The organism is Phenylobacterium sp. (assembly GCF_030680185.1).
Classification (GTDB): domain Bacteria; phylum Pseudomonadota; class Alphaproteobacteria; order Caulobacterales; family Caulobacteraceae; genus Phenylobacterium.
Genome location: NZ_JAUXVZ010000032.1, coordinates 89,743 through 109,911, shown reverse-complemented (window position 1 = coordinate 109,911; position 20,169 = coordinate 89,743). Strand labels below are relative to the sequence as shown.

Genomic DNA, 20,169 nt, shown 5'->3' with positions numbered 1-20,169 from the left:
ACCCGCTCATTTTGAGCGCGGGACTTGTTTCCCGTTATGGGCGAGTAGACTAGGTTGAGTCTCAGAAGCGGGGGCGGTTCTATTCTTGGTTAACGAAGTCTTCCCCCTCAGCTGGCCCAGTGATCTGAATAGAATTGGCCCTCGCTTCGCCTAACTATTGACAGGTTTTCGTCGTTTTTACGACGGCGCCTATAATCGGAGCGATGGTTATGTTTTCGTTAAGCTCGAATTCTCAACCGCCATCCCTACGGGACGCGGCGGATGAGTCAATGGCTGTGCCCGCCGAGGCGCGCGGCTGGAGCGAGCCCAGTCCGGGCTATCTTGACCAGGACGCCCAGCGCTTCTTCTACCGGTGGGGTGGCCAGCTATCGGCCTCGCTGATTCGCATTCGGGCTCGGTTCGACGGCGATCTGGATCAGTACGTCCTCTATCTGACCTTCCTGCTGTCGGAACTGGCCGAGACGATTAACGGCGAAGCCGGCGTCGCCCGACCGCCCCGCGGCCTGAACGCGCTCAGCCTGTCGGAAATCACGGGCATCCCCCGCGAGAGCGCCCGTCGCAAGCTGCTCATCCTGGCGGCCAACGGCTATCTGAACCGGGACGCCGACGGCCTTTTCACCCTGGGCGACCGCTACGGCCTCGACGCCTTCTTCACCGAGCTGAAGCCTCTCTTCTGGGACGCCATCCGCACGCCGCGCTAATCGGTTGAGAGGCTGAGCCCCCACTCAGCCGACCTCGTCCATCCAGCGCCAGAGACTGCGGATCGCCAGGGCCCGAAGGGCCGCGTCCTCAGACTCCAGGACCGGCAGCCCGGCATAGGCCAGGCAGTCATTGAGCGTCAGCGGCTCCCGGGCAGAGACCTCCAGGCCGATGCGCCGGGCCGTCTGCTGGAACCGACGCCAGGCGCACTCGACGCCGGCCGCAGAACGAACTGCGCCATAGGGCAGAAGCCCCCCTTGTAGCACCCGCTGATAGGCCACCAGCGTGGCCCCGCCGCAAAGTCGCGCGGCGATGTGATCGAAGGCGTCAGCCTCCAGCGGCTCCATGGCCAGATCTTCGGCCCGGCTCCCAAACATGATCGCCGCTGGCGCCTGCGAGCGAACGAAGGCGCTCATGACGACATTCCCGCGATCGTCGGCGAAGGCGTATTGCAGGACATGATCTCGCCCCTGCACACCCAGAGACCGCACCACAAAGTAAAGATGATCGCTGGCGGCGGCATCGAGGCGGCGACTGCGCCGGCCAAAAGTCTTCTTCTCAGGCGGCCGATGCTTGGGATCACTCGATCGCAAGGCCATGCCCATGCGGGACCTGCACGGCTTTACAGTTTGACGGCCCAATAGCTCGGAGAAGTTCATCTCGACCTCCAATTACTGGGAGATACGAGCACCATTGAGCGTCCTTTGGAACATAGATGGTCCCTACACTGAGATGATTACTGCGGATTAATCATCTCATACTGGGCTCGGGTGGCGCGGGGCGCCCAGCACGCGCCATTGCCGATCGCGCAACCTGCGGCTACCTGCATGGACATGATCAGCCTCGACGCCGTCCGCCTCACCCAGGATCTCATTCGCCGCCCCTCGGTCACGCCAGCCGACGCCGGGGCCATGGACGTGCTGCAAAGCCAGCTCGAAGCCCTCGGCTTCACCTGCCGACGGATGCGGTTCGGGGAGATCGAGAATCTCTATGCCCGCTGGGGAACGGCCCGGCCCAATCTCTGCTTCGCCGGGCACACCGACGTGGTGCCGGTGGGCGACGCCGGCGCCTGGAGCCATGACGCCTTCGCCGCCGAGATCGTCGACGACATCCTGATCGGCCGCGGCGCGGTGGACATGAAGAGCGCGCTGGCCGCCTTCGCCGCCGCGGCGGCCGCCGCGCTCGCCCGGGGCGAGGTGAGTGGCTCGCTCTCCTTCCTGATCACCGGCGATGAGGAAGGGATCGCCCTGGACGGCACCCGGAAGGTGGTCGAGGCCCTGATGGCCGAGGGGGAGATTGTCGATCATTGCGTGGTCGGCGAACCCACCAGCGCCGAGACCTTCGGCGACATGATCAAGATCGGCCGGCGGGGCAGCATCAACGCCGAAATCGCCGTGGAAGGCCGGCAGGGCCATGTGGCCTATCCCCACCGGGCGGCCAATCCCGTTCCGGTGCTGGTGCGCATCCTGGCCGCCTTGGACGCCCATGTGCTGGACGACGGCTATAGCGGATTCCAGCCCTCGAACCTCGAGATCACCACCATCGATGTGGGCAACGCCGCCACCAATGTCATCCCCGCGCTCGCCCGGGCGCGGGTGAACATCCGCTTCAATCCCGCCCACAAGGGGGCAGACCTCGCCGCCTGGATCGAGGGCGTCGCCCAGGCTCAGGCGGAGGGCTTCGACGGGACCGTGCAGGTCACGCCCGCTATCAGCGGCGAGGCCTTCCTGACGCCGCCGGGCGACTTCACCGACGTGGTCGCCGCCGCCGTGCGCGACGTGGCCGGGCGCGATCCGGAACTGTCCACCACCGGCGGCACCTCGGACGCCCGCTTCATCCGCGCCCTGTGCCCGGTGGTCGAACTCGGCCTGGTGGGCAAGACCATGCATGCGGTGGACGAACGCGCCCCGGTGGCCGAGATCCGCGACCTGCAGGCGGTCTATGAGCGTCTGATCGCCCGCTACTTCGCGCGGTTCGGCGGCTGAAGCGCCCTCGCGCCGAAGGCGCGGAGTGAGCGTCAACCACGAAGGACACGAAGTTCACGAAGAGCCTTTGCGTCCTTCGAGCCCTTTGTGAGCTTCGTGGTTCAAACTTCTGGCGCTGTCGCGCCGTACGTCACGCCCACCAGATAGAGGCCTGTGGCCGGCGCCACGGGGCCGCAGGCGCGGCGGTCGCGGGCCGCCAGGGCCTGGCTGACATCGGCGGCGCTCCAGCGGCCCAGGCCCACCTCGGCGAGCGTGCCGGTCATCGAGCGGACCTGCCGGTGAAGGAAGGAGCGCGAGGCGAATTCCAGGATCACCTCCTCGCCCTCGCGGCGCACCGCGGCCACGTCCAGGGTCTTCATCGGCGACTTGGCCTGGCATTGCAGGTCGCGGAAGGTGGTGAAGTCGTGATGGCCCACCAGCACCTGGGCGGCGGCATGCATGGCGTCGGCGTCCAGCGGCTTCTTCACATGCCAGACCCGGCCCCAGTCCAGGGCGGGCGGCGCCTTGCGGCAGAGAATGCGGTAGATGTAGCGCCGCTCGGTCGCCGAAAAGCGGGCGTGCCAGCGGGGGTCCTCGACCTGTTCAGCCGACAGGATGGCTATGGGCTCGGGCACGAGATGGGCGTTCAGGGCGTCACGGACCACCTCGGCCTTCCAGGCCTTGTCCAGGTCCACATGCACCACCTGGCCGGTGGCGTGGACGCCGGTGTCGGTGCGGCCCGCCGCCTGCAGCCGCAGGTCCTGGCCGCAGAATCCCTTGACCGCCTTCTCGATAGCGCCCTGCACCGAGGCCAGGCCGGCCTGGGCCTGGAAGCCGCGATAGGGCCGTCCGTCATACTCGACGGTGAGTTTGTAGCGCGGCATCAGCTGAGCATTGTCCCGGCCGGCAGCGGAAAGCCCCGCAGGAAGACGTCCGCGTCCTGGGGACCGCGGCCTTCACGCTGCAGCCGCAAAAGGCGCACCGCGCCGTCGCCGCAGGCCACCAGCAGGTTATCGTCCAGCACCTCGCCCGGCGCGCCCGCCCCCGCCTCGCGGACGCAGGCCAGCACCTTCACCCGCACCGGCCCCTTGTCGCCCGGCGCCATGAACCAGGCGCCGGGAAAGGGCGACAGGCCGCGGATCTGGCCATCGGTGCGCGCAGCCGGCCGCGACCAGTCGATGCGGGCCTCCTTGGGACGGATCTTCTTGGCGTAGGTGACGCCCTCGGCGGCCTGCGGGATTTCTTCCGCGACGCCGGCTTCGATCCTCGGCAGGGTCTCGGCGAGCAGGTCGGCGCCCAGCTCTGCCAGACGGTCATGGATGTCGCCGGCGGTGTCCCGGGGCCCGATACGGACCGTGGCGGTCGCCAGGACCGGGCCTTCGTCGAGGCCCTCGGTCATCCGCATCACCTGGACGCCGGTGATCTCGTCGCCGGCCATCACGGCCCGCTGGATCGGAGCCGCGCCGCGCCAGCGCGGCAGCAGCGAGCCGTGCAGGTTGAAGGCGCCGAGCCGCGGCGCGTTCAGCACCTCCGCGGTGAGAATCTGGCCGTAGGCGACCACGCAGGCGGCGTCGAGGTCGAGGGCGCGGAAGGCCTCGATCTCGGCGGGATCGCGCATGGAAACCGGCGTCCGAACGGGCAGCCCGTGGTCCTGCGCAAAGGCGTGGACGGCTGAGGGCTTGAGCGTCTGGCCCCGCCCCCGCGGCGCCGGCGGTTGCGAATAGACACAGGCGATGTCGTGTCCGGCGGCCACGAGGCGGGCCAGGGCGACGACGGCGAAGTCGGGAGTACCAAGAAAGGCGAGGCGCATGGACGCCGTTTACCGCGCTCCGCAGGGTGCGCAAAGCCGCGGAACCATCCAGCAAGCTTGACCGTTAATCGGCCGCTTCAGGAAAAGAGGAGGCCACCATGCGCACGACCCTGACCACCATCACCTTCGCCGCCGCGGCTCTGGCGCTCGCCGCCTGCTCGCAGGCCGAACAGAACGAGGCCGAGGCCAACGCCGATCAGATGGCCGCCGAAGCCAGCCAGGCCGCCTCCGAGGCCGCCGATGCGGCCCAGGACGCCGCCGCTGACGCCACGGCCATGGCCAAGGAGGCCGCCCACGAGGCTGGCCAGGCCATGGAAGCCGCCGGCGACGAGATCAGCGACGCCGCCGACGACGCGACCAACTGAGACGTCCGCCTCAGACATGATGAAGGGCGGCGCGTGTGACGGGCCGCCCTTTTTTATGATGTCCAGCCAAGTCTGCGCCTTGCTCGCCTCAGGCGGCGCGGGCCTGCTTCTTGACCTTGGCCACGGCGCGGTCGCGCTTCAGCCGCGACAGGTGGTCGATGAACAGGACGCCTTCCAAGTGGTCCATCTCGTGCTGGATGCAGACGGCGAACAGCCCCTCGGCGTCCTCTTCCACCTGCTCGCCCTGATAGTTGAGATAGCGGAGCTTGACCTTGGCGGGGCGCTCGACCTCGTCATAGATGTCGGGGATCGAGAGACAGCCTTCCTCATAGGGCGCGGTGTCGTCCGAGGCCCAGAGGATTTCGGGATTCACATAGTACCGGGGCTGGCGATCCTCGTCGGGGCCGGCGATGTCCATGACGATCACCCGCTTGGGCACACCCACCTGGATGGCGGCCAGGCCGATGCCCGGCGCGGCGTACATGGTCTCCAGCATGTCGTCCATGAGCGCGCGCAGCTCGTCGTCCACAGCGGCGACAGGCTGCGAGACCTGCTTGAGGACCGGGTTGGGGACAGTCAGGATTTCACGGATAGCCATGATCGGGAGGTAAGGCTCCGGTCCGCAAGCGTCAAGGTCAGGGACGCCCGCAGAGGCTATCCGTCGTCGCCCACGGCCCGGAAACGCGGCGTGGAATCGGCCTCGGCCGTCAGCTTGGCCAGGGGCCGCACAGCCGTCTCGACGGGGCTGAGTTCGGGGATTTCTCTGCCCTCGTGATCGACCTTCAGGTCCTCGAAGCGTCGGGCCTGGGTGAGCACCTGTGTCTCCAGGGAGCCGACCATCTGGTTGTACTTGCCGACCGCCTCTTCGAGCTTCTTGCCCACGGCTGCGGCGTGGCCGCCCATGACCGACAGGCGCTTGTAGAGCTCGCGACCGAGCTTGGAGATCTCCTGGGCGTTGGCGGCCTGCTCCTCCACCCGCCAGCCATAGACCACAGCCTTGCACAGGGCGAACAGGGTCGTCGGCGTCACCACCAGCACCCGGCGGTCCATGGCCTCGCTCATCAGGTCCGGCGCCCGGTCCAGCGCCGCGGCCAGGAAGCTGTCGCCGGGGATGAACATGGCCACGAAGTCCGGCGAGGCCTCGAACTGGTCCCAATAGGCCTTGGCCGACAGGCTCTGCATATGGGCGCGCACGCTCTGGGTGTGGCGCACGAAACAGGCCTCGCGCACGGCGTCGTCGGTAGCCTCCTGGGCGTCGAGGAAGGCGTTCAGCGAGCACTTGGCGTCGATGACGAACAGGGCCCCGCCCGGCAGGCGCACGGTGACGTCGGGACGGCGCTTGCCGTCCTCGGAGTCGGTGGAGACCTGCTCGTCGAAGTCGTAGCGGTGCGACAGGCCCGCGGCCTCCAGCACATTGCGCAGGGTCTGCTCGCCCCAGCGGCCCTGGACGCCGGCGCCCCGGCGCAGGGCGGCCGAGAGCTTGCGCGCCTCGTCCTGGGTGGCGACGGACGCGGTCAGCAATTGCGCGATCTGAGCCTTGAGGCCGCCGGTCTCCTCGGCGCGGGTCTTTTCCACCGCCGTGACCTGTTCCTGGAACTTGGCCAGGGTCTCGGCCACGGGCTTCAGCTGGGCCTCAAGCCTAGCCTGGGCCAGTTGCTCACGATTGCGGAAGGTCTCTTCGGTGCGCTTGAGCAGGGCCTCGGCGACCACATTGGCCGACTGGGCCGCCTGGTTGCGCAGGATTTCGGCCTGGGCCTCGGACTGGGCCTTGAAGCTGCGGAGCTCGGCCTCGGCGTTGGCGCTGTGGTCGCGCAGGCTCCAATAGTCCCCCTGCAGCCGGTCGGCCCGGCGACGTTCCATCAGCGCCCAGGCGAAACCGGCGACGGCGGCCAGGGCGCAGACCACGACGGAGACGAGGGAGGCATCCAGGTTCATGCTCCGTTCCTAGCGGGAGTCGGCGGCTTGGGCCAGGGCCGGGACCAAACCCCTACACTCCGTCACCCTCGGACTTGATCCGAGGGTCCATGAACACCTTGGCCAGAACGGTGTTCATGGATGGTCGGGTCAAGCCCGACCATGACGGTGAGCTGGTGCTCCTCATCCTGAGGTGCGAGCGCATGCGAGCCTCGAAGGACGCAGAGCCTCAGGCCGGGCGGCGCGCCCGCAGGGCCTGGGCGATGGTGCCGTCGTCCAGCCAGTCCAGTTCGCCGCCGACGGGCACGCCGCGGGCCAGCATCGAGATCGTCACGCCGCAGGGCGCCAGGCGCTCGGCCAGATAGTGGGCGGTGGTCTGGCCATCGACTGTGGCGGGCAGGGCCAGGATCACCTCGGTGACCTCGGCGGCCTCGGCCCGGGCGACCAGGGAGCCTATCCGCAGGGAATCTGGCCCCACCCCGTCCAGGGCCGAGAGCAGGCCGCCCATGACGTGGTAGCGGCCCCGGAAGGAGCCGCCTCGCTCCATGGCCCACAGGGCGCCGACCTCTTCGACCACGCAGATCAGGCCGCCATCCCGCTCGGGATCGGCGCAGACGGCGCAGGGGTCGCGGGTGTCTAAGGCGCCGCAGGTCGAACAGGTCTTCACCCGCTCGGCCGCGTCGGCCAGGGCCTGGGCTAGCGGGGTCAGCAGCTGTTCGCGGCGCTTGAGCAGGGCGAGCGTCGCACGCCTCGCCGAGCGCGGCCCCATGCCGGGCAGCTTGGCCAGCAGCGCGATCAGCCGCTCGATCTCGGGTCCGGAGGATGCGGCCAAGGGGTGTCGATCAGAACTTGGGCATGCCGGGCAGGCCCATGCCGGCCAGGGGACCGGCGGCCTCGCGCATCACCTCGGCCTGCATGGCGTCGAGCTTGCGCTTGGCGTCGGCATGGGCGGCCACCATCAGGTCCGACACCACCTCGCCCTCGCCGGGCGCCAGCAGGCTTTCGTCGAGCACCACCCCGGCCAGCTCGCCTGAGCCGCGCAGGGTCAGCCTGACCATGCCGCCGCCGGACGTGCCCTCGACCGTGGTCTCGGCCAGCCGCGCCTGGGCGTCGGCTAGCTTCTGCTGCATGGCCTGGGCCTGCTTCATCAGGGAGCCAAGATCCTTCATCGGCTAGTCCTCTTCGGTTTCGTTCTCGTCCTCGCCGGTCGGCTGGACGTCGGGTTGCGGCAGGGCGCGGACGCTGAGGATCTCCGCGCCGGGAAAGGCCTCCATGACGGACCGCACGAAGGGGTCCTGTTCGATCCGCTCCCGGGCCTCGCGCTCCTCGCGCTTCTGCAGCTCCCAGCGGCTTTCGGCGCCGCCGCCGCCCTGGGCGACGATCAGCCAGGGCTGGCCGGTCCATTCCTTGAGCCGTCCGGCCAGGCGCTGGATCAGGGTGTTGGGGGCGCCAGGCGCCGGCTCGAACTCGATGACGCCGGGACGGAAGGCGATGGGGCGCACGAACCGCTCCACGTCCAGCCGCAGGGAGATGTCGCGCTTCTGCTCGATCAGGGCGATCACGTCCTCGAACCGCCGCAGGCTAATCTCGGGCGCAGCCTGCGCCTGGGGCTGGGCCATCTGGCGGGCCATGGCCGTCGCCCCGCCGCTGGAGCCCATGGCGGAGCCGCCGCCTCCCCCACCACCGGACGGGCCAGAGCCGCCTGGCAGGGGTTCGCCAGCCTGGAGCTTCTTCAGCGCCTCCTCCGGCCCCGGCAGGTCGGCGGCGTAGGCCAGGCGGATCAGGGCCATGTCCACGGCCGCGGCCGGGTCGGGGGCGCGGCGGACCTCTTCGTGGGCCCGCAGCAGGATCTGCCAGACCCGCGACAGCGTGCCGGCCGACAGGGCCGCGCCGATGGCCGTCAGGCGGGCGGCCTGATCCTTGGGCATGACCAGGGCCTGCGGACCCACGGCCTTGGCCACCGAGGCCGAATGGCAATGTTCCAGCAGGTCGCCCATCACCTGGGCCGGATCGGCGCCATAGCCATAGAGGCTGCGGAAGGTCTCAATGGCGGGACCGCCTTCGCCCTTCATGGCCTGTTCGAACAGGCTGATGGTCTGGGCGCGGTCGGCCAGACCCAGCATGTCGCGTATCGAGACGGCGCTCACCGTCTCGCCCGACTCCGCCTGGACGATGGCCTGGTCGAGCATGGACTGGGCGTCGCGCACCGAGCCTTCGGCGGCGCGGGCGATCAGGGTCAGGCCCTCGGCCTCCACCCGCGCGCCCTCGGCCGCGCAGATCATCTCCAGGTTCTTGACGATGACCTCCGGCTCGACCCGGCGCAGGTCGAAGCGCTGGGTCCGCGACAGGATGGTCACCGGCACCTTGCGGATCTCGGTGGTGGCGAAGATGAACTTGGCGTGGGGCGGCGGTTCCTCCAGCGTCTTGAGCAGGGCGTTGAACGCCCCGGTCGAGAGCATGTGGACCTCGTCGATGATGTAGACCTTGTAGCGCGCCTCGACGGGGGCATAGCGCACCCCGTCCAGCAGCTCGCGCATGTCGCCGACGCCCGTGCGGCTGGCGGCGTCCAGCTCCAGCACGTCCATGTGGCGCCCCTCGACGATGGCCCGGCAATGCCGGCCTTCCTGCGACAGGTCCAGGGTCGGGGCGTGGATGGTGTCGGATTCGTAGTTCAGGGCCCGCGCCAGCAGGCGCGCCGTGGTGGTCTTGCCGACCCCGCGGACGCCGGTGAGCATGAAGGCGTGGGCGATGCGGCCGGCCGAGAAGGCGTTGCGCAGGGTGCGCACCATCGCCTCCTGGCCGAACAGATCCTCGAAGGTCCGGGGCCGGTATTTCCGCGCGATGACCGTATAGGCCGCGCTCTCCGCCGCAGCCGGCGCGGGCGCCGGCTCGGGGTTTCCAAACATGTCCGTCGTATTCGGATCACGCTCGGGCAGATCGGAATCGAGCGTGATGTCTGGGTCGGCCATGAGGAGACGGTGAGAGGAGGCGGGTGGAGACCGGACGACGACCCGAAGCGAAACTCGTTACGGCTGCTTCCTTCCGGACCTGACCGGGTTGGCGAGGACTCCGCCCGTCGCCGATCTCCACCCCCAATATCGCGATCGAAAGGGGTGCGTGCAAGCCGCTGCGCAGATAGAACCGCGTTCATGCCTCTCACAGCCTTTCAAAACACCTTCGCCGGCAACCCCCTGGACCGCGCCAGCGAGCGCCGGGGCGACACAGCCTGGCTCGCCGAAATGCAGACCGCGGCCGAATCGCTGGCCATCGTCCTGTGGAACGGTCGGCCCCTCGTGGAGACCACCGCCGACGGGGGCGTGCAGCTGGCCTATGTGCCGGCCACGATTTCCGACGAGCTGGCGGGCGGCGTCGAGCGGCTGCTGTTCATGGGGCTCTGGAAAGACGTGGCGGTCTTCGCCGTCGACATCGAGGGCGGGGTCGATCCGGCCGAAGGTCCCCTGCGGGGCGTCGGCGCCTTCGAGGATCTGCGGGCCGTCGCCCTGCGCCTGCCCGGCCCCGAGGCCGCCATCGCCGCCACGGCCAAGTCGATGTTCGAATGGCGCCGCCGCCACCGCCACTGTGCGGCCTGTGGCGAGCCCAGCGTCGTGGTCGACGGGGGCTGGAAGCGCCAGTGCCCGGTCTGCAAGGCCGAACACTTCCCCCGTACCGATCCGGTGGTGATCATGCTGCCCTATCTGGGGGACCGCTGCATGATGGGCCGCCAGGAGGCCTGGCCGCCGGGCATGTTCTCGGCCCTGGCCGGCTTCCTCGAGCCCGGCGAAAGCATCGAAGAGGCCTGCGCGCGGGAGCTGGCCGAAGAGGCCGCCCTTAAGACCGTGAAGGTCCGCTACCACTCGACCCAGCCCTGGCCCTATCCGTCATCCCTGATGATCGGCCTGCTGGCCGAGGTGGAGGACGACCAGGCTGCGCCGGATCAGACCGAGCTGTCGGAGGTCCGCTGGTTCACCCGCGCCGAGGCCCGCGACCTGCTGGCCGGCAAGATCGAAGGGGTGTTCGCGCCCGGGCCGCTCGCCATCGCCCATCAGCTGCTGAAGGCCTGGGCCGAGGAAGGCTGAGTCCGGCGGCGAGGCCGTGCGTCCTTCGAGGCTCGCTTTCGCTCGCACCTCAGGATGAGGGAGGGGGTTAGCGGCTTCTCGGTCCGACCTCATCCTGAGGCGCCCTGCGCCAGCAGGGCCTCGAAGGACGAGGGCGGTCGCACCGCGCAACAGCCAGAGGCGCCCGCCTAGACCCGCGCGCGGAAGGGGTCGGCCGGATAGACGCCGAGGATCTCGAACTTCTCGGAGAAGAACTGCAGTTCCTCGAAGGCCAGGGCCAGGCCGCGATCCTCCGGACGTCCATCGACCTCGGCGTAGAAGAAGGTCGCCGTCCAGGCGCCGTCCTCCATGTAGCTTTCCAGCTTGGTCATGTTGACGCCATTGGTCGCAAAGCCCCCCAGCGCCTTGTAGAGGGCGGCCGGCAGGTTGCGGACCCGGAACACGAAGCTGGTGATGCAGGGGCTGGTGAAGGGCGGGGGCGGCGGATCCCGGTCGGCGGTCATCACCAGGAAGCGGGTGGTGTTGTGCCGCTCGTCCTCGATGTCGCGCATGAGGATGTCCAGGCCATAGATCTCGGCCGCCAGGGCCGGCGAGATCGCCGCCCGGGTCCGGTCCGGGTTCTGGGCCAGCATCCGCGCCGCCCCGGCGGTGTCGCCCACGGCCTCGGCCTTCAGGCCCAGGCGCTTGACCGTCCTGCGGCACTGGCTGATGGCGATGGCCATGGACTGGACCGTAGTCACCTCTTCCAGCTTGACGCCGGGATTGACCATCAGCTGGAAGCGGATCGGCTTGAACTTCTCGCCGATGATCTTCAGGCCGGAACTCGGCAGCAGGTGGTGCACGTCGGCCACCCGCCCGGCGATGGAGTTCTCGACCGGGATCATGCCCAGCTGGCAGTCGCCGCTTTTGATCGCCTCGAAGGCCTCGTCGAAGGTCGGATGGGGGACGGGCTCGTAATCCGGGAAGTAGGCGGCGCAGGCCTCATGGCTGTTGGCGCCCAGCTCGCCCTGGAAGGCGATACGTCCCTGGCTCATCGAAGTCCCTCAGTCATGGTCCGGGCATGGGCCCGGGCGCGTTCCAGATCGGCGGGGTTGTCCACCGAGATCGGCGCGGAGTCGATCACCGCCGCCCAGATACTCAGGCCCATCTCCAGGGCGCGCAGCTGTTCCAGCCGCTCGCGCTGCTCCAGCGGAGAGGGCGGCGCAGCCGTGAAGCGGACAAGGGCCTCGCGCCGATAGCCATAGACCCCGTGATGCAACCAGACCGGCCCGTCCCCATAGAGGGTCGAGCGGGTGAAATAGAGGGCGCGGCCCGAGCGGCCGTCCGCCGCCATGGCCAGCACCGCCTTGGGGATGTCGGGGTTCGAGCGCTCTGAGGCGTCGCTGTCGGCCACCACGATGGTTGAAATGTCGCAGGCCGGCTCACGGGCCAGCAGATCGGCGCAGGCGCGCACAACACCAGGCGCCACAAAGGGGATGTCGCCCTGGAGATTGACCACCACGTCGTGGCGGCCCTGCGGGTCCAGAACGTCCAGGGCGCGGAGGATACGATCCGATCCCGAGGGCAGATCCGGGTCGGTGAGCACCGCCCGACCGCCAGCCGCCTCTACCGCCTCGACAATCTCAGGATCGCCCGCCGCCACGGCCACAGGACCGACATCGGCCGCCTGCGCCTGGCGCAGAACCCGCACGATCATCGGCACGCCTTCGATGTCGGCCAGGGGCTTTCCAGGGAGGCGGGTGGCGGCCATGCGGGCGGGTATGAGGATGATCGGGGTCATGGTTCGGACGAAGGCTGTGCGCGGTAGCGCTTGACGCTCCCAGCGACGAACTGGCCGGTTGCACGAGCGCCGGTAGCGTGTAAGAGACGCGGGCGCAATAAGGGGCGGGAGATTCCCGCGCGTCCGCCGGTTTCTGATGACCGGCCTCAAAGAGGGCCGAATCCAAGACTATGAGCGACCTTACGTTCAACAAGGTCGCCGGCGCAGTGCTGGCGACAGGCTTGGCCATTGTTGGCCTGCGTGAAGCCTCCGCCATCGTGTTTGCGCCGCATGCGCCCGAGACGGCTGGCTATGCCATCGACATTCCTGAAGTCGCCGCCGGCGGCGCGCCCGCCGAGGCGCCCATCGACTGGGGCACGGTGCTGCCGACCGCCGACGTGGCGGCGGGCGAGGCCAGCTTCGCCAAGTGCGTGAGCTGTCACACCATCGCCCAGGGCGGCGCCAATGGCACCGGCCCGAACCTGTTCGGCGTGGTCGGCGCCCACCCGGCCTATCATGCCGGCTACTCCTATTCCGCCGCCATGGTCGATCACGGCGAAGAAGCGCCGGTCTGGACCCACGAAGAGCTCGGCCGCTTCCTTGAGGCCCCCCAGCGCGTCGTCCCGGGCACCAAGATGACCTTTGTCGGCCTGAAGCGCCGCGAAGAGCTGATCAATGTGGTGGCCTATCTGCACTCCATGGGCGGCTCCATCCCGTTCCCTGCGCCGAACCCGGTGGAAGAGCCGGCGGCTGAAGAGGCTGCCCCCGCCGAGGGCGAAGACGCTGCGCCGGTCGATGGGGAGGCTGAAGCCGCCGCCCTGGCCGCCGAAGCCGAGGCTCCGGCCACCTGAGCCTAAGGCGACACCTTCGAACGATCAGGCCCGGCCCCAGCGCCGGGCTTTTTCGTGTCTGGCCTTCGGCTCAGGGGCGACGATAGCTGGTGGGTTCGCCCGAGCCCGCCGCCTCGATCCGCGCAATGGCGGTGTTCAGCGGCTCGATCGCCACGGCCATGTGATGGGCGTTGGCGTGGATGATCTGGTCTGCGTCCAGCATCATGGCCACATGGCCGCGCCAGAAGACCAGGTCGCCGCGACGCAGGGCCTGGGGATCGGCGTTCTGGGTGAAGCGCGCCTCCTGCATGTCGGTGTCCCGCGGGCAGGCCCGGCCGCAGGCCAGCATCGCCTGCATGACGAGACCCGAGCAGTCTATGCCCAGGCTCTCGCGCCCACCCCAGAGATAGGGCGTCTCCAGGTGGCGCTCGGCGACCGTGGCCGGGTCGCTGGCGAAGTCGAAGCCCGCCGGGGCGAGATGGCGCTCGACGAACCAGGCGCCGCTGGCGTCGCGGACAAAGCGCCCCTCCCGCTCGGCCTCGGCCACCAGGGCGTTGAGGCTGAACGGCCCCAGAGCCGGCGCCTTGATGCTGGGCGCCTCGAAGGCATAGGTGCGCAGGGCGCTGACCCGGTGGGTGACGTGCGATGGGGCCCCAAGCGCCTCCAGGGCCACATAGCCCACATAGCCGTCCCGCCGGGCCTGGCCCCAGGCGAAGCCATCCACCTCGTCCAGGACGTCGAAGATTTCGCCGAACAGCAGCTGGTCGGCCTGTTCGGCCGCCATTGAGGGCGACGTGCGGATGGCGCTCGCCGCCACGCGACAGGCGAAGGGCCTGGGCTCTGCATAGCGCTCGGCGGCCACCAGCCCTTCGAGATCGCGGGCGGCGAGATCGGGACGCGCCAGCGTCAGACGGGGATCGCGGCTCACCCGTAGCGATCCTGCAGCAGGCGGAAGAGGGCGCGAATCGCCATGACCTCTCCCCCGGCCGGCACGCCCGGCTTGGCGCGGGGATTCCAGGCGAAGATGTCCAGGTGGACCCAGGCGCCCTCCGGCGCAAACCGCTGCAGGAACAGGCCCGCGGTTATGGCGCCGGCCTGCGCCCAACCGTCCGGGTCGTTCTTCAAGTCGGCCACATCGCTGTCCAGAGACTCGGCATAGCCCTTCCACAGGGGCAGACGCCACAGAGGGTCCTCCGTCGCCTCCGAGGCCGCCATGATCGCCGTGGCGAGGTCCTCGTCGTCGGTCATGAAGGGGGGCAGCTGCGGCCCCAGGGCCACTCGCGCCGCCCCGGTCAGGGTGGCCAGGTCGATGGTCAGGTCCGGCGAAAACTCCGCGGCCCGGGTCAGGGCGTCGGCCAGGATCAGGCGGCCCTCGGCGTCGGTATTGCCCACCTCGATGGTCAGGCCCTTGCGCGAGTCGATGACGTCGCCCGGCCGCATGGCCTCGCCGGATATGGCGTTCTCCACCGTCGGGGTCAGGACCAGCAGCCGGACGGGCAGCCTGGCGGCCATGACCATCCGCGCCAGGGCCAGGGCATGGGCGGCGCCGCCCATGTCCTTCTTCATCAGGCGCATGCCGGCCGACGGCTTGATGTCGAGGCCGCCGGTGTCGAACACTACCCCCTTGCCGATGATCGCCACCAGGGGATGATCCTCTTGCCCCCAGGACAGTTCGATCATCCGCGGCTCGCGACCCGCCGCGGCGGCTCGGCCGACGGCATGAACCGCGGGATAGTTGGCCTCCAGCAGCCCCTCGCCGGTGATCACCGTGATCGCCGCCCCATGCTGCTCGGCGATCTCCCGGGCGATGGTCTCGATCTGCAGCGGCCCCATGTCGTTGGGCGGGGTGTTGATCATGTCGCGGGCCAGGGCGCAGGCATGGGCCATGGCGCGGACGGCGGCCACGTCGGCCCCCTTGGCCAGCAGGCGCGGGCGCTCGTCGGGCTTCTTCTTGTAGCGGTCGAAGCGGTAGCTCCCCAGCGCGAAGGCCAGGGCCGCCTCGTCAGGGGTGATGTCCTCCGGGCCGGCGGCGATCTGGTAGGCGCCCTGGGGCAGCTTGGCGGCGAGCGCGCGGACGCCGGAGGCGCGGGCCTGGCCCAGACCGAACAGCACCTGTTCGAGCCCGCCCTCGGCGTCGTGAACCAGCAGGATCTGACCCGCCTTGCCCTTGAACCCCTGAGCCGCCGCCAGACCGCGGCCCTGCGGTCCAAGCGTGGCCACGGCGGCCTCGACATCGGCCTCCCGCAGCAGGTGGACCGGGACGATGACGCCCTCTGCGGCGTCCAGGATCACGTCGGACATGGCGGCTGGCCCTTCGGTTTATGCTTAACGCTTCCTTTAAGGCGCCCGGTCCAGTCTGGACCGAACCTACGGAGGCTACCCTTGGTCATGTGTCGCATGTCGGCCCTCGCCGCAACCGCCCTCGCGCTGAGCCTGACCTCGGTCGTCCCTGCGCAGGCGTTCGGATTCAAGGCCAAGGCTGAGACCCCGGCCGCGCCCGAGGCGGGGGCGAGCGCAACCTCACAGCCGCCCAAGCCGCAAAAGGCCAACGCCGAAGAACGCGCCCTGTCGGCCCGCCTCGACCCCCTGGCCCAGGCGGCCTTCTGGGCCCGGGAAGTCAATCTCGACGCCACCGACCTCGAGGCCGGGATCGGCCTCTCCCGCGCCCTGCGCAACATGGGCAAGCCCGATGACGCCGCCGCCGCCGCCGAGCGGCTGGCCGTGCTGGCGCCCGACAATGTCGAGGTGATGCTGGAGCTGGCCCGCGCCCATCTCGCCCGCGGCCAGGGCTTTTACGCCGTCGAACCTGGCCGCAAGGCCCAGAGCCTGGCGCCCGGCGACTGGCGCGCGCCCTTCCTGCTGGCCATGGCCTATGAGCAGGCGGAGCGGGACGCCGAGGCTCTGGCGGCCCATCGGCGGGCCGTGCAGCTTGCGCCGGACAACGCCTCGGTGCTGTCCAACCTCGCCATGTTCCAGGCCGCTCGCGGTCAGACCGCCGAAGCCGAAGCCCTCCTGCGCCACGCCGCGACCCTGCCCGGCGCCACCGCCGTCGCCCGCCAGAACCTGGCGCTGATCCTTGGCCTGCAGGGCCGGCTCGCCGAGGCCGAGGCCCTGGCGCGCCAGGACCTGCCGCCGCAGCTGGTGGCCAACAACCTGGCCTATCTGCGGGCCGCCGCGGCGGCGGGCTCGACAGGGGGCGCGGGTCGGTCCTGGAATTCTGTCGGCTCGGCCCAGTAGGCTTAGGCCAGTAGGCTCAGGCCGGGCCGTTGGCGGCCATCATGTCCATGACCCGCAGGATCGCCGGCCCCAGGATCACCAGGAACAGCACCGGCAGGAAAAAGACGATCATCGGCACGGTCAGCTTGGCCGGCAGCTGGGCGGCCTTCTTCTCGGCCGTGGCCAGGCGCAGGTCGCGGTTCTCCTTGGCCATCACCCGCAAGGCCGTACCCAGCGGCGTGCCATAGCGCTCGGCCTGGATCATGGCCGTGGTGACCGACTTGATGCCCGGATGGTTGGTCCGTTTGGCCAGCCCCTCATAGGCCTGCCGGCGCTCCGGCAGATAGGAGAGCTCGGCGGTCAGCAGGGTCATTTCCTCGGCCAGCTCGATGGAGGAGCCGCCGATCTCCTGGCTGACCTTCTGGATCGCCGCCTCGATGGACATGCCGGACTCCACACAGATCAGCAGCAGGTCCAGGGCGTCGGGGAAGGCGCCGACGATGGACTCCCGGCGCTTCTGGGCGATGTTGCTGATGTAGATGTTGGGGGCGTAGTAGCCCAGCGTCAGGCCCGCGACGCTGGCGGCGAAGCGCGTCATCGGCGTCAGGCCGAAGTCGTTGACCACGAAGAGATAGAAGCCCACGCCGGCGGCGATCACAAAGGGCGAGACAAAGCGGAAAAAGTAGAAGGTGCTGACCGGCCGCGGCCCGCGGAAACCGGCCTGGGCCAGTTTTTCCACCACCTGCGGGTCCTCCAGCAGCCGGGAAAGCTGCAGACGTTCGACGACCTTCTTGTAGAGTCCCTCGTCGGTCTGGCGCAGCGAGCCGCCCTTGGCCGCCACCAGGGCCTCCCGGGACTTGCGCCGCAGCTCCTCGCGGCGGCTGGAGACGGACTTGAGCCGCGCCTCGAGGTTGCTGCGATTCATCAACGGCCGGGCGATGGTCATGAGGGTGGCGAAGGTCACCACCGCCACGAAGACGGCCAGCAGGTTGTCGGGATCGGTGAAGGCGCCGAGGTCCATCGCAGCCGCCCCTAGATCTTCATCCGGATCATGCGGCGCATCACCCAGATTCCCAAGCCCATCAGCAGCGCGCCGCCCAGCAGGATGATCCGGCCGCGCACATCGGTGAACAGCGGCGCCATGTATTCCGGCGCCATTATGGTGATCATGACCACCACCGCCGGGGGCAGAGAGCCGATGATGAAGGCGGAGGCGACGGCCTCGCCGGACAGGGCCTTGATCTTTTCGCGCATCAGCTTGCGGGCGCGGATGACCGTCGAGAGGTTGCCCAGGGCTTCGGCCAGATTGCCGCCGGTCTTCTGCTGGATCGCCAGGACGATGCCGAAGAAGCGAACCTCCTGGGCCGGCATGCGCTCATACATCCGGTCGATGGCCTGATCGATGGAGACGCCCATGCCGGTGTTTTCGGTCAGCGACCTGAATTCGCTGGCGAGGGGTTCGGGCGCTTCGGCGCCGATGATCCGCAGGCTGTCATTGACCGGCAGGCCCGACTTGATACCGCGGACGATGATGTCCATGGCGTCGGGAAAGGCCTCGACAAATTTCTTGGTCCGCCGGGCGGCCATCATGGCGACGACCCAGCGCGGCAGGCCCAGGCCCGCGGCGAAGGCCAGACCCAGGGCGACATAGGCCGCCTGGCCCGCCATCAGGATCAGCAGGAAGACGGACACGCCGAGCCCTGCGCTGATCAGCCAGAAGGTGCGGACATTGATGCTGAGCCCGGCCTGTTGCAGGCGCGCGCCGATGGAGAGGGAGGCTTTGCGCTGCTGGCGGTCCTGCTCCTTGAGACTCTGCAGGATCTGCTTGCGCCGCTGGTCCTGGGTGGCGCCGGTGGCGCGGCGGGCCTTGGCGTCCCGCGGCTCACGGCCCAGGATCGCCTGGGTGCGCTTGGCCGCACGCGCCTGGCTCGGCGACTGACCGGCCAGGGCGAAACCAAAGCCGGCCACGGCGATGAAGCCGAGCACGGCGGCCAGGATGCTGAGCGCGGTGGCGCTCATTCCGCGGCGTCCAGGGCTTCGGCCAGTTCGCGCTCCAGCCCGTAATAGCGGGCCCGGTCCCAGAACCTGGGGCGGGCGATGCCCGTCGAACGGTGGCGACCGACCACGCGGCCCTCGGCGTCCTCGCCGGTGATCTCGTAGAGCATCAGGTCCTGGGTGATGATCACGTCGCCTTCCAGGCCCACCACCTCGGTGACATGGGTGATGCGACGCGAGCCGTCCCGCAGGCGGGCGGCCTGGATGATGACGTCGATGGAGCCGACGATCATTTCCCGGATGGTCTTCGAGGGCAGGCCATAGCCGCCCATGGTGATCATGGATTCCAGACGGCTGACCGCCTCGCGGGGGCTGTTGGCGTGCAGGGTGCCCATGGAGCCGTCGTGGCCGGTGTTCATGGCCTGCAGCAGGTCGAAGGCCTCAGGCCCGCGCACCTCGCCGACGATGATCCGCTCGGGCCGCATCCGCAGGCAGTTCTTCACCAAGTCGCGCATGGTGATCTGGCCCTGGCCCTCCAGGTTCGGCGGCCGGGTTTCCAGGCGCACCACATGGGGCTGCTGCAGCTGCAGCTCGGCGGCGTCCTCGCAGGTCACGACCCGCTCGGTGGGGTCGATGAAGGCCGTCAGCGTATTGAGCAGGGTGGTCTTGCCCGAACCCGTGCCCCCGGAGATCAGGATGTTGCACCGGCAGGCGCCGATCACGCCCAGGACCCTGGCGCCTTCAGGCGTGATGGAGTCGTACTCCACCAGGTCCTTCATGGTCAGCTTGTCCTTCCGGAATTTCCGGATGGTCAGGGTGGGGCCATCGAGGGCCAGCGGCGGGGCGATGACGTTCACCCGGCTGCCATCGGGCAGGCGAGCGTCGCAGATCGGCGAGCTTTCGTCGACCCGGCGGCCGACCTGGCTGACGATCCGCTGGCAGATGTTCATCAGCTGGGAATTGTCGCGGAACCGCACATTGGTCAGCTGGACCTTGCCGCCGACCTCGATGAACACCCGGCTGGCGCCATTGACCATGATGTCGGCGATGTCGTCCCGGGCCAGGAGGGGCTCCAGCGGGCCATAGCCGAGGACGTCGTTGATGATGTCCTGGACCAGGGTCTCCTGCTCGGAGATCGACATGGAGACGTTCTTGATCGCCACCAGCTCGGCGACGATGTCGCGAATCTCCTCGGCCGCGGCCTTGGCGTCCAGCTGGGCCAGCTGGGCCAGGTCGATCGTATTGATCAGGGCGTTGAAGATCGTCGTCTTGGTGGCGTGGTAATAGTCCGACTGCTCACGCACCACCTGGGTGGCCGGCGCAGGACCCTGGGCGGCGCGAAGCTGCTCGAAGCCGCTGGTGGCCTTGGGGCCCGCCTCGGGCTTGGACCGGGCCGGTTGAGCGCCTGCCGCCGGGGGCTCGCTGCGCTGGGGACGCGTGGCGATGGGGGCCGCCGACTTGGCGGGCGGCGGGGCGGACGCGCCGGCCGGCGCGGGCGCCTTGGGCTGGGGCGCCCGTTGCGGAGCAACGGCTTCGGCCTCGGCGGAGCGCTTCCCGAACAT

Annotated in this window: 21 protein-coding genes and 1 other RNA gene; 6 read left to right on the top strand and 16 right to left on the bottom strand. The window is 69.2% G+C overall.

Annotated elements, in window-relative coordinates; genetic code table 11:
* Positions 1-269: 269 nt before the first annotated feature.
* A complete protein-coding gene (locus Q8L83_RS07440) occupies positions 270-701 on the top strand; it encodes a hypothetical protein (protein ID WP_305285687.1) in 432 nt (143 codons plus the stop codon).
* 24 nt (positions 702-725) lie between these two features.
* Here the strand turns inward: Q8L83_RS07440 and Q8L83_RS07435 are convergent, their stop codons facing one another.
* On the bottom strand, positions 726-1,115 hold the full coding sequence (locus Q8L83_RS07435) for a hypothetical protein (protein ID WP_305285686.1): 390 nt from the start codon (positions 1,113-1,115) through the stop codon (positions 726-728).
* Positions 1,116-1,526: 411 nt separating this feature from the next.
* On the opposite strand from Q8L83_RS07435, the gene dapE reads away from it, so the two are divergent.
* Positions 1,527-2,684: a succinyl-diaminopimelate desuccinylase gene (dapE, locus tag Q8L83_RS07430; RefSeq protein ID WP_305285685.1), complete on the top strand. Its 1,158-nt coding sequence runs from the start codon at positions 1,527-1,529 to the stop codon at positions 2,682-2,684.
* Positions 2,685-2,785: 101 nt separating this feature from the next.
* Here the strand turns inward: dapE and truA are convergent, their stop codons facing one another.
* Positions 2,786-3,547 (bottom strand): tRNA pseudouridine(38-40) synthase TruA, encoded by a 762-nt coding sequence (truA, locus tag Q8L83_RS07425; protein ID WP_305285684.1) that lies wholly within the window; start codon positions 3,545-3,547, stop codon positions 2,786-2,788.
* Positions 3,547-4,473, bottom strand: a complete 927-nt coding sequence (gene fmt, locus Q8L83_RS07420) for a methionyl-tRNA formyltransferase (RefSeq protein ID WP_305285683.1) — start codon at positions 4,471-4,473, stop codon at positions 3,547-3,549. The genes truA and fmt overlap by 1 nt, the downstream gene beginning before the upstream one ends.
* A 98-nt stretch (positions 4,474-4,571) precedes the next feature.
* Between fmt and Q8L83_RS07415 the strand changes: the two genes are divergently transcribed.
* On the top strand, positions 4,572-4,838 hold the full coding sequence (locus Q8L83_RS07415) for a hypothetical protein (protein WP_305285682.1): 267 nt from the start codon (positions 4,572-4,574) through the stop codon (positions 4,836-4,838).
* 88 nt (positions 4,839-4,926) lie between these two features.
* Here the strand turns inward: Q8L83_RS07415 and Q8L83_RS07410 are convergent, their stop codons facing one another.
* The 6 genes from Q8L83_RS07410 to ffs form a co-directional block, all read right to left on the bottom strand.
* A complete protein-coding gene (locus Q8L83_RS07410) occupies positions 4,927-5,436 on the bottom strand; it encodes a peptide deformylase (RefSeq protein WP_305285681.1) in 510 nt (169 codons plus the stop codon).
* A 56-nt stretch (positions 5,437-5,492) separates the two neighbouring features.
* A complete protein-coding gene (gene rmuC / locus Q8L83_RS07405) occupies positions 5,493-6,773 on the bottom strand; it encodes a DNA recombination protein RmuC (RefSeq protein WP_305285680.1) in 1,281 nt (426 codons plus the stop codon).
* Between the two features lie 208 nt (positions 6,774-6,981).
* Entirely contained in the window at positions 6,982-7,584 is a 603-nt protein-coding gene (gene recR, locus Q8L83_RS07400) for a recombination mediator RecR (RefSeq protein ID WP_305285679.1), read from the bottom strand.
* 10 nt (positions 7,585-7,594) lie between these two features.
* A complete protein-coding gene (locus tag Q8L83_RS07395; RefSeq protein ID WP_304715251.1) occupies positions 7,595-7,921 on the bottom strand; it encodes a YbaB/EbfC family nucleoid-associated protein in 327 nt (108 codons plus the stop codon).
* 3 nt (positions 7,922-7,924) lie between these two features.
* A complete protein-coding gene (locus tag Q8L83_RS07390) occupies positions 7,925-9,721 on the bottom strand; it encodes a DNA polymerase III subunit gamma/tau (protein WP_305285678.1) in 1,797 nt (598 codons plus the stop codon).
* 21 nt (positions 9,722-9,742) lie between these two features.
* An RNA gene (ffs, locus tag Q8L83_RS07385) (signal recognition particle sRNA small type) lies at positions 9,743-9,841 on the bottom strand.
* Between the two features lie 60 nt (positions 9,842-9,901).
* Between ffs and nudC the strand changes: the two genes are divergently transcribed.
* Positions 9,902-10,828: an NAD(+) diphosphatase gene (gene nudC / locus Q8L83_RS07380; RefSeq protein WP_305285677.1), complete on the top strand. Its 927-nt coding sequence runs from the start codon at positions 9,902-9,904 to the stop codon at positions 10,826-10,828.
* Positions 10,829-10,995: 167 nt separating this feature from the next.
* Here nudC and Q8L83_RS07375 read toward each other — a convergent pair whose 3' ends face one another.
* Entirely contained in the window at positions 10,996-11,841 is an 846-nt protein-coding gene (locus Q8L83_RS07375; protein ID WP_305285676.1) for a prephenate dehydratase, read from the bottom strand.
* Positions 11,838-12,587 (bottom strand): 3-deoxy-manno-octulosonate cytidylyltransferase, encoded by a 750-nt coding sequence (locus Q8L83_RS07370; protein WP_305285675.1) that lies wholly within the window; start codon positions 12,585-12,587, stop codon positions 11,838-11,840. Before Q8L83_RS07370 ends, Q8L83_RS07375 begins: the two co-directional genes overlap by 4 nt.
* Before the next feature lie 170 nt (positions 12,588-12,757).
* Between Q8L83_RS07370 and Q8L83_RS07365 the strand changes: the two genes are divergently transcribed.
* Positions 12,758-13,417 carry a cytochrome c family protein gene (locus Q8L83_RS07365; RefSeq protein WP_305285674.1) on the top strand — a complete coding sequence of 220 codons (660 nt, stop codon included), beginning with the start codon at positions 12,758-12,760 and terminating at the stop codon, positions 13,415-13,417.
* A gap of 70 nt (positions 13,418-13,487) precedes the next feature.
* Here the strand turns inward: Q8L83_RS07365 and Q8L83_RS07360 are convergent, their stop codons facing one another.
* A complete protein-coding gene (locus tag Q8L83_RS07360; RefSeq protein WP_305285673.1) occupies positions 13,488-14,324 on the bottom strand; it encodes a C40 family peptidase in 837 nt (278 codons plus the stop codon).
* Complete coding sequence (locus tag Q8L83_RS07355; protein WP_305285672.1) at positions 14,321-15,697, bottom strand: M17 family metallopeptidase; 1,377 nt, start codon at positions 15,695-15,697, stop codon at positions 14,321-14,323. Before Q8L83_RS07355 ends, Q8L83_RS07360 begins: the two co-directional genes overlap by 4 nt.
* An 87-nt stretch (positions 15,698-15,784) precedes the next feature.
* Here Q8L83_RS07355 and Q8L83_RS07350 point away from each other — a divergent pair, with 87 nt between their 5' ends.
* Positions 15,785-16,633, top strand: a complete 849-nt coding sequence (locus tag Q8L83_RS07350) for a tetratricopeptide repeat protein (protein ID WP_305285751.1) — start codon at positions 15,785-15,787, stop codon at positions 16,631-16,633.
* 16 nt (positions 16,634-16,649) lie between these two features.
* On the opposite strand, the gene Q8L83_RS07345 is transcribed toward Q8L83_RS07350, so the two are convergent.
* The 3 genes from Q8L83_RS07345 to Q8L83_RS07335 are packed head-to-tail and all read right to left on the bottom strand — an operon-like array spanning position 16,650 to position 20,169.
* Positions 16,650-17,633, bottom strand: a complete 984-nt coding sequence (locus Q8L83_RS07345; protein WP_305285671.1) for a type II secretion system F family protein — start codon at positions 17,631-17,633, stop codon at positions 16,650-16,652.
* Between the two features lie 11 nt (positions 17,634-17,644).
* Entirely contained in the window at positions 17,645-18,631 is a 987-nt protein-coding gene (locus Q8L83_RS07340) for a type II secretion system F family protein (protein WP_305285670.1), read from the bottom strand.
* Entirely contained in the window at positions 18,628-20,169 is a 1,542-nt protein-coding gene (locus Q8L83_RS07335; protein WP_305285669.1) for a CpaF family protein, read from the bottom strand. Before Q8L83_RS07335 ends, Q8L83_RS07340 begins: the two co-directional genes overlap by 4 nt.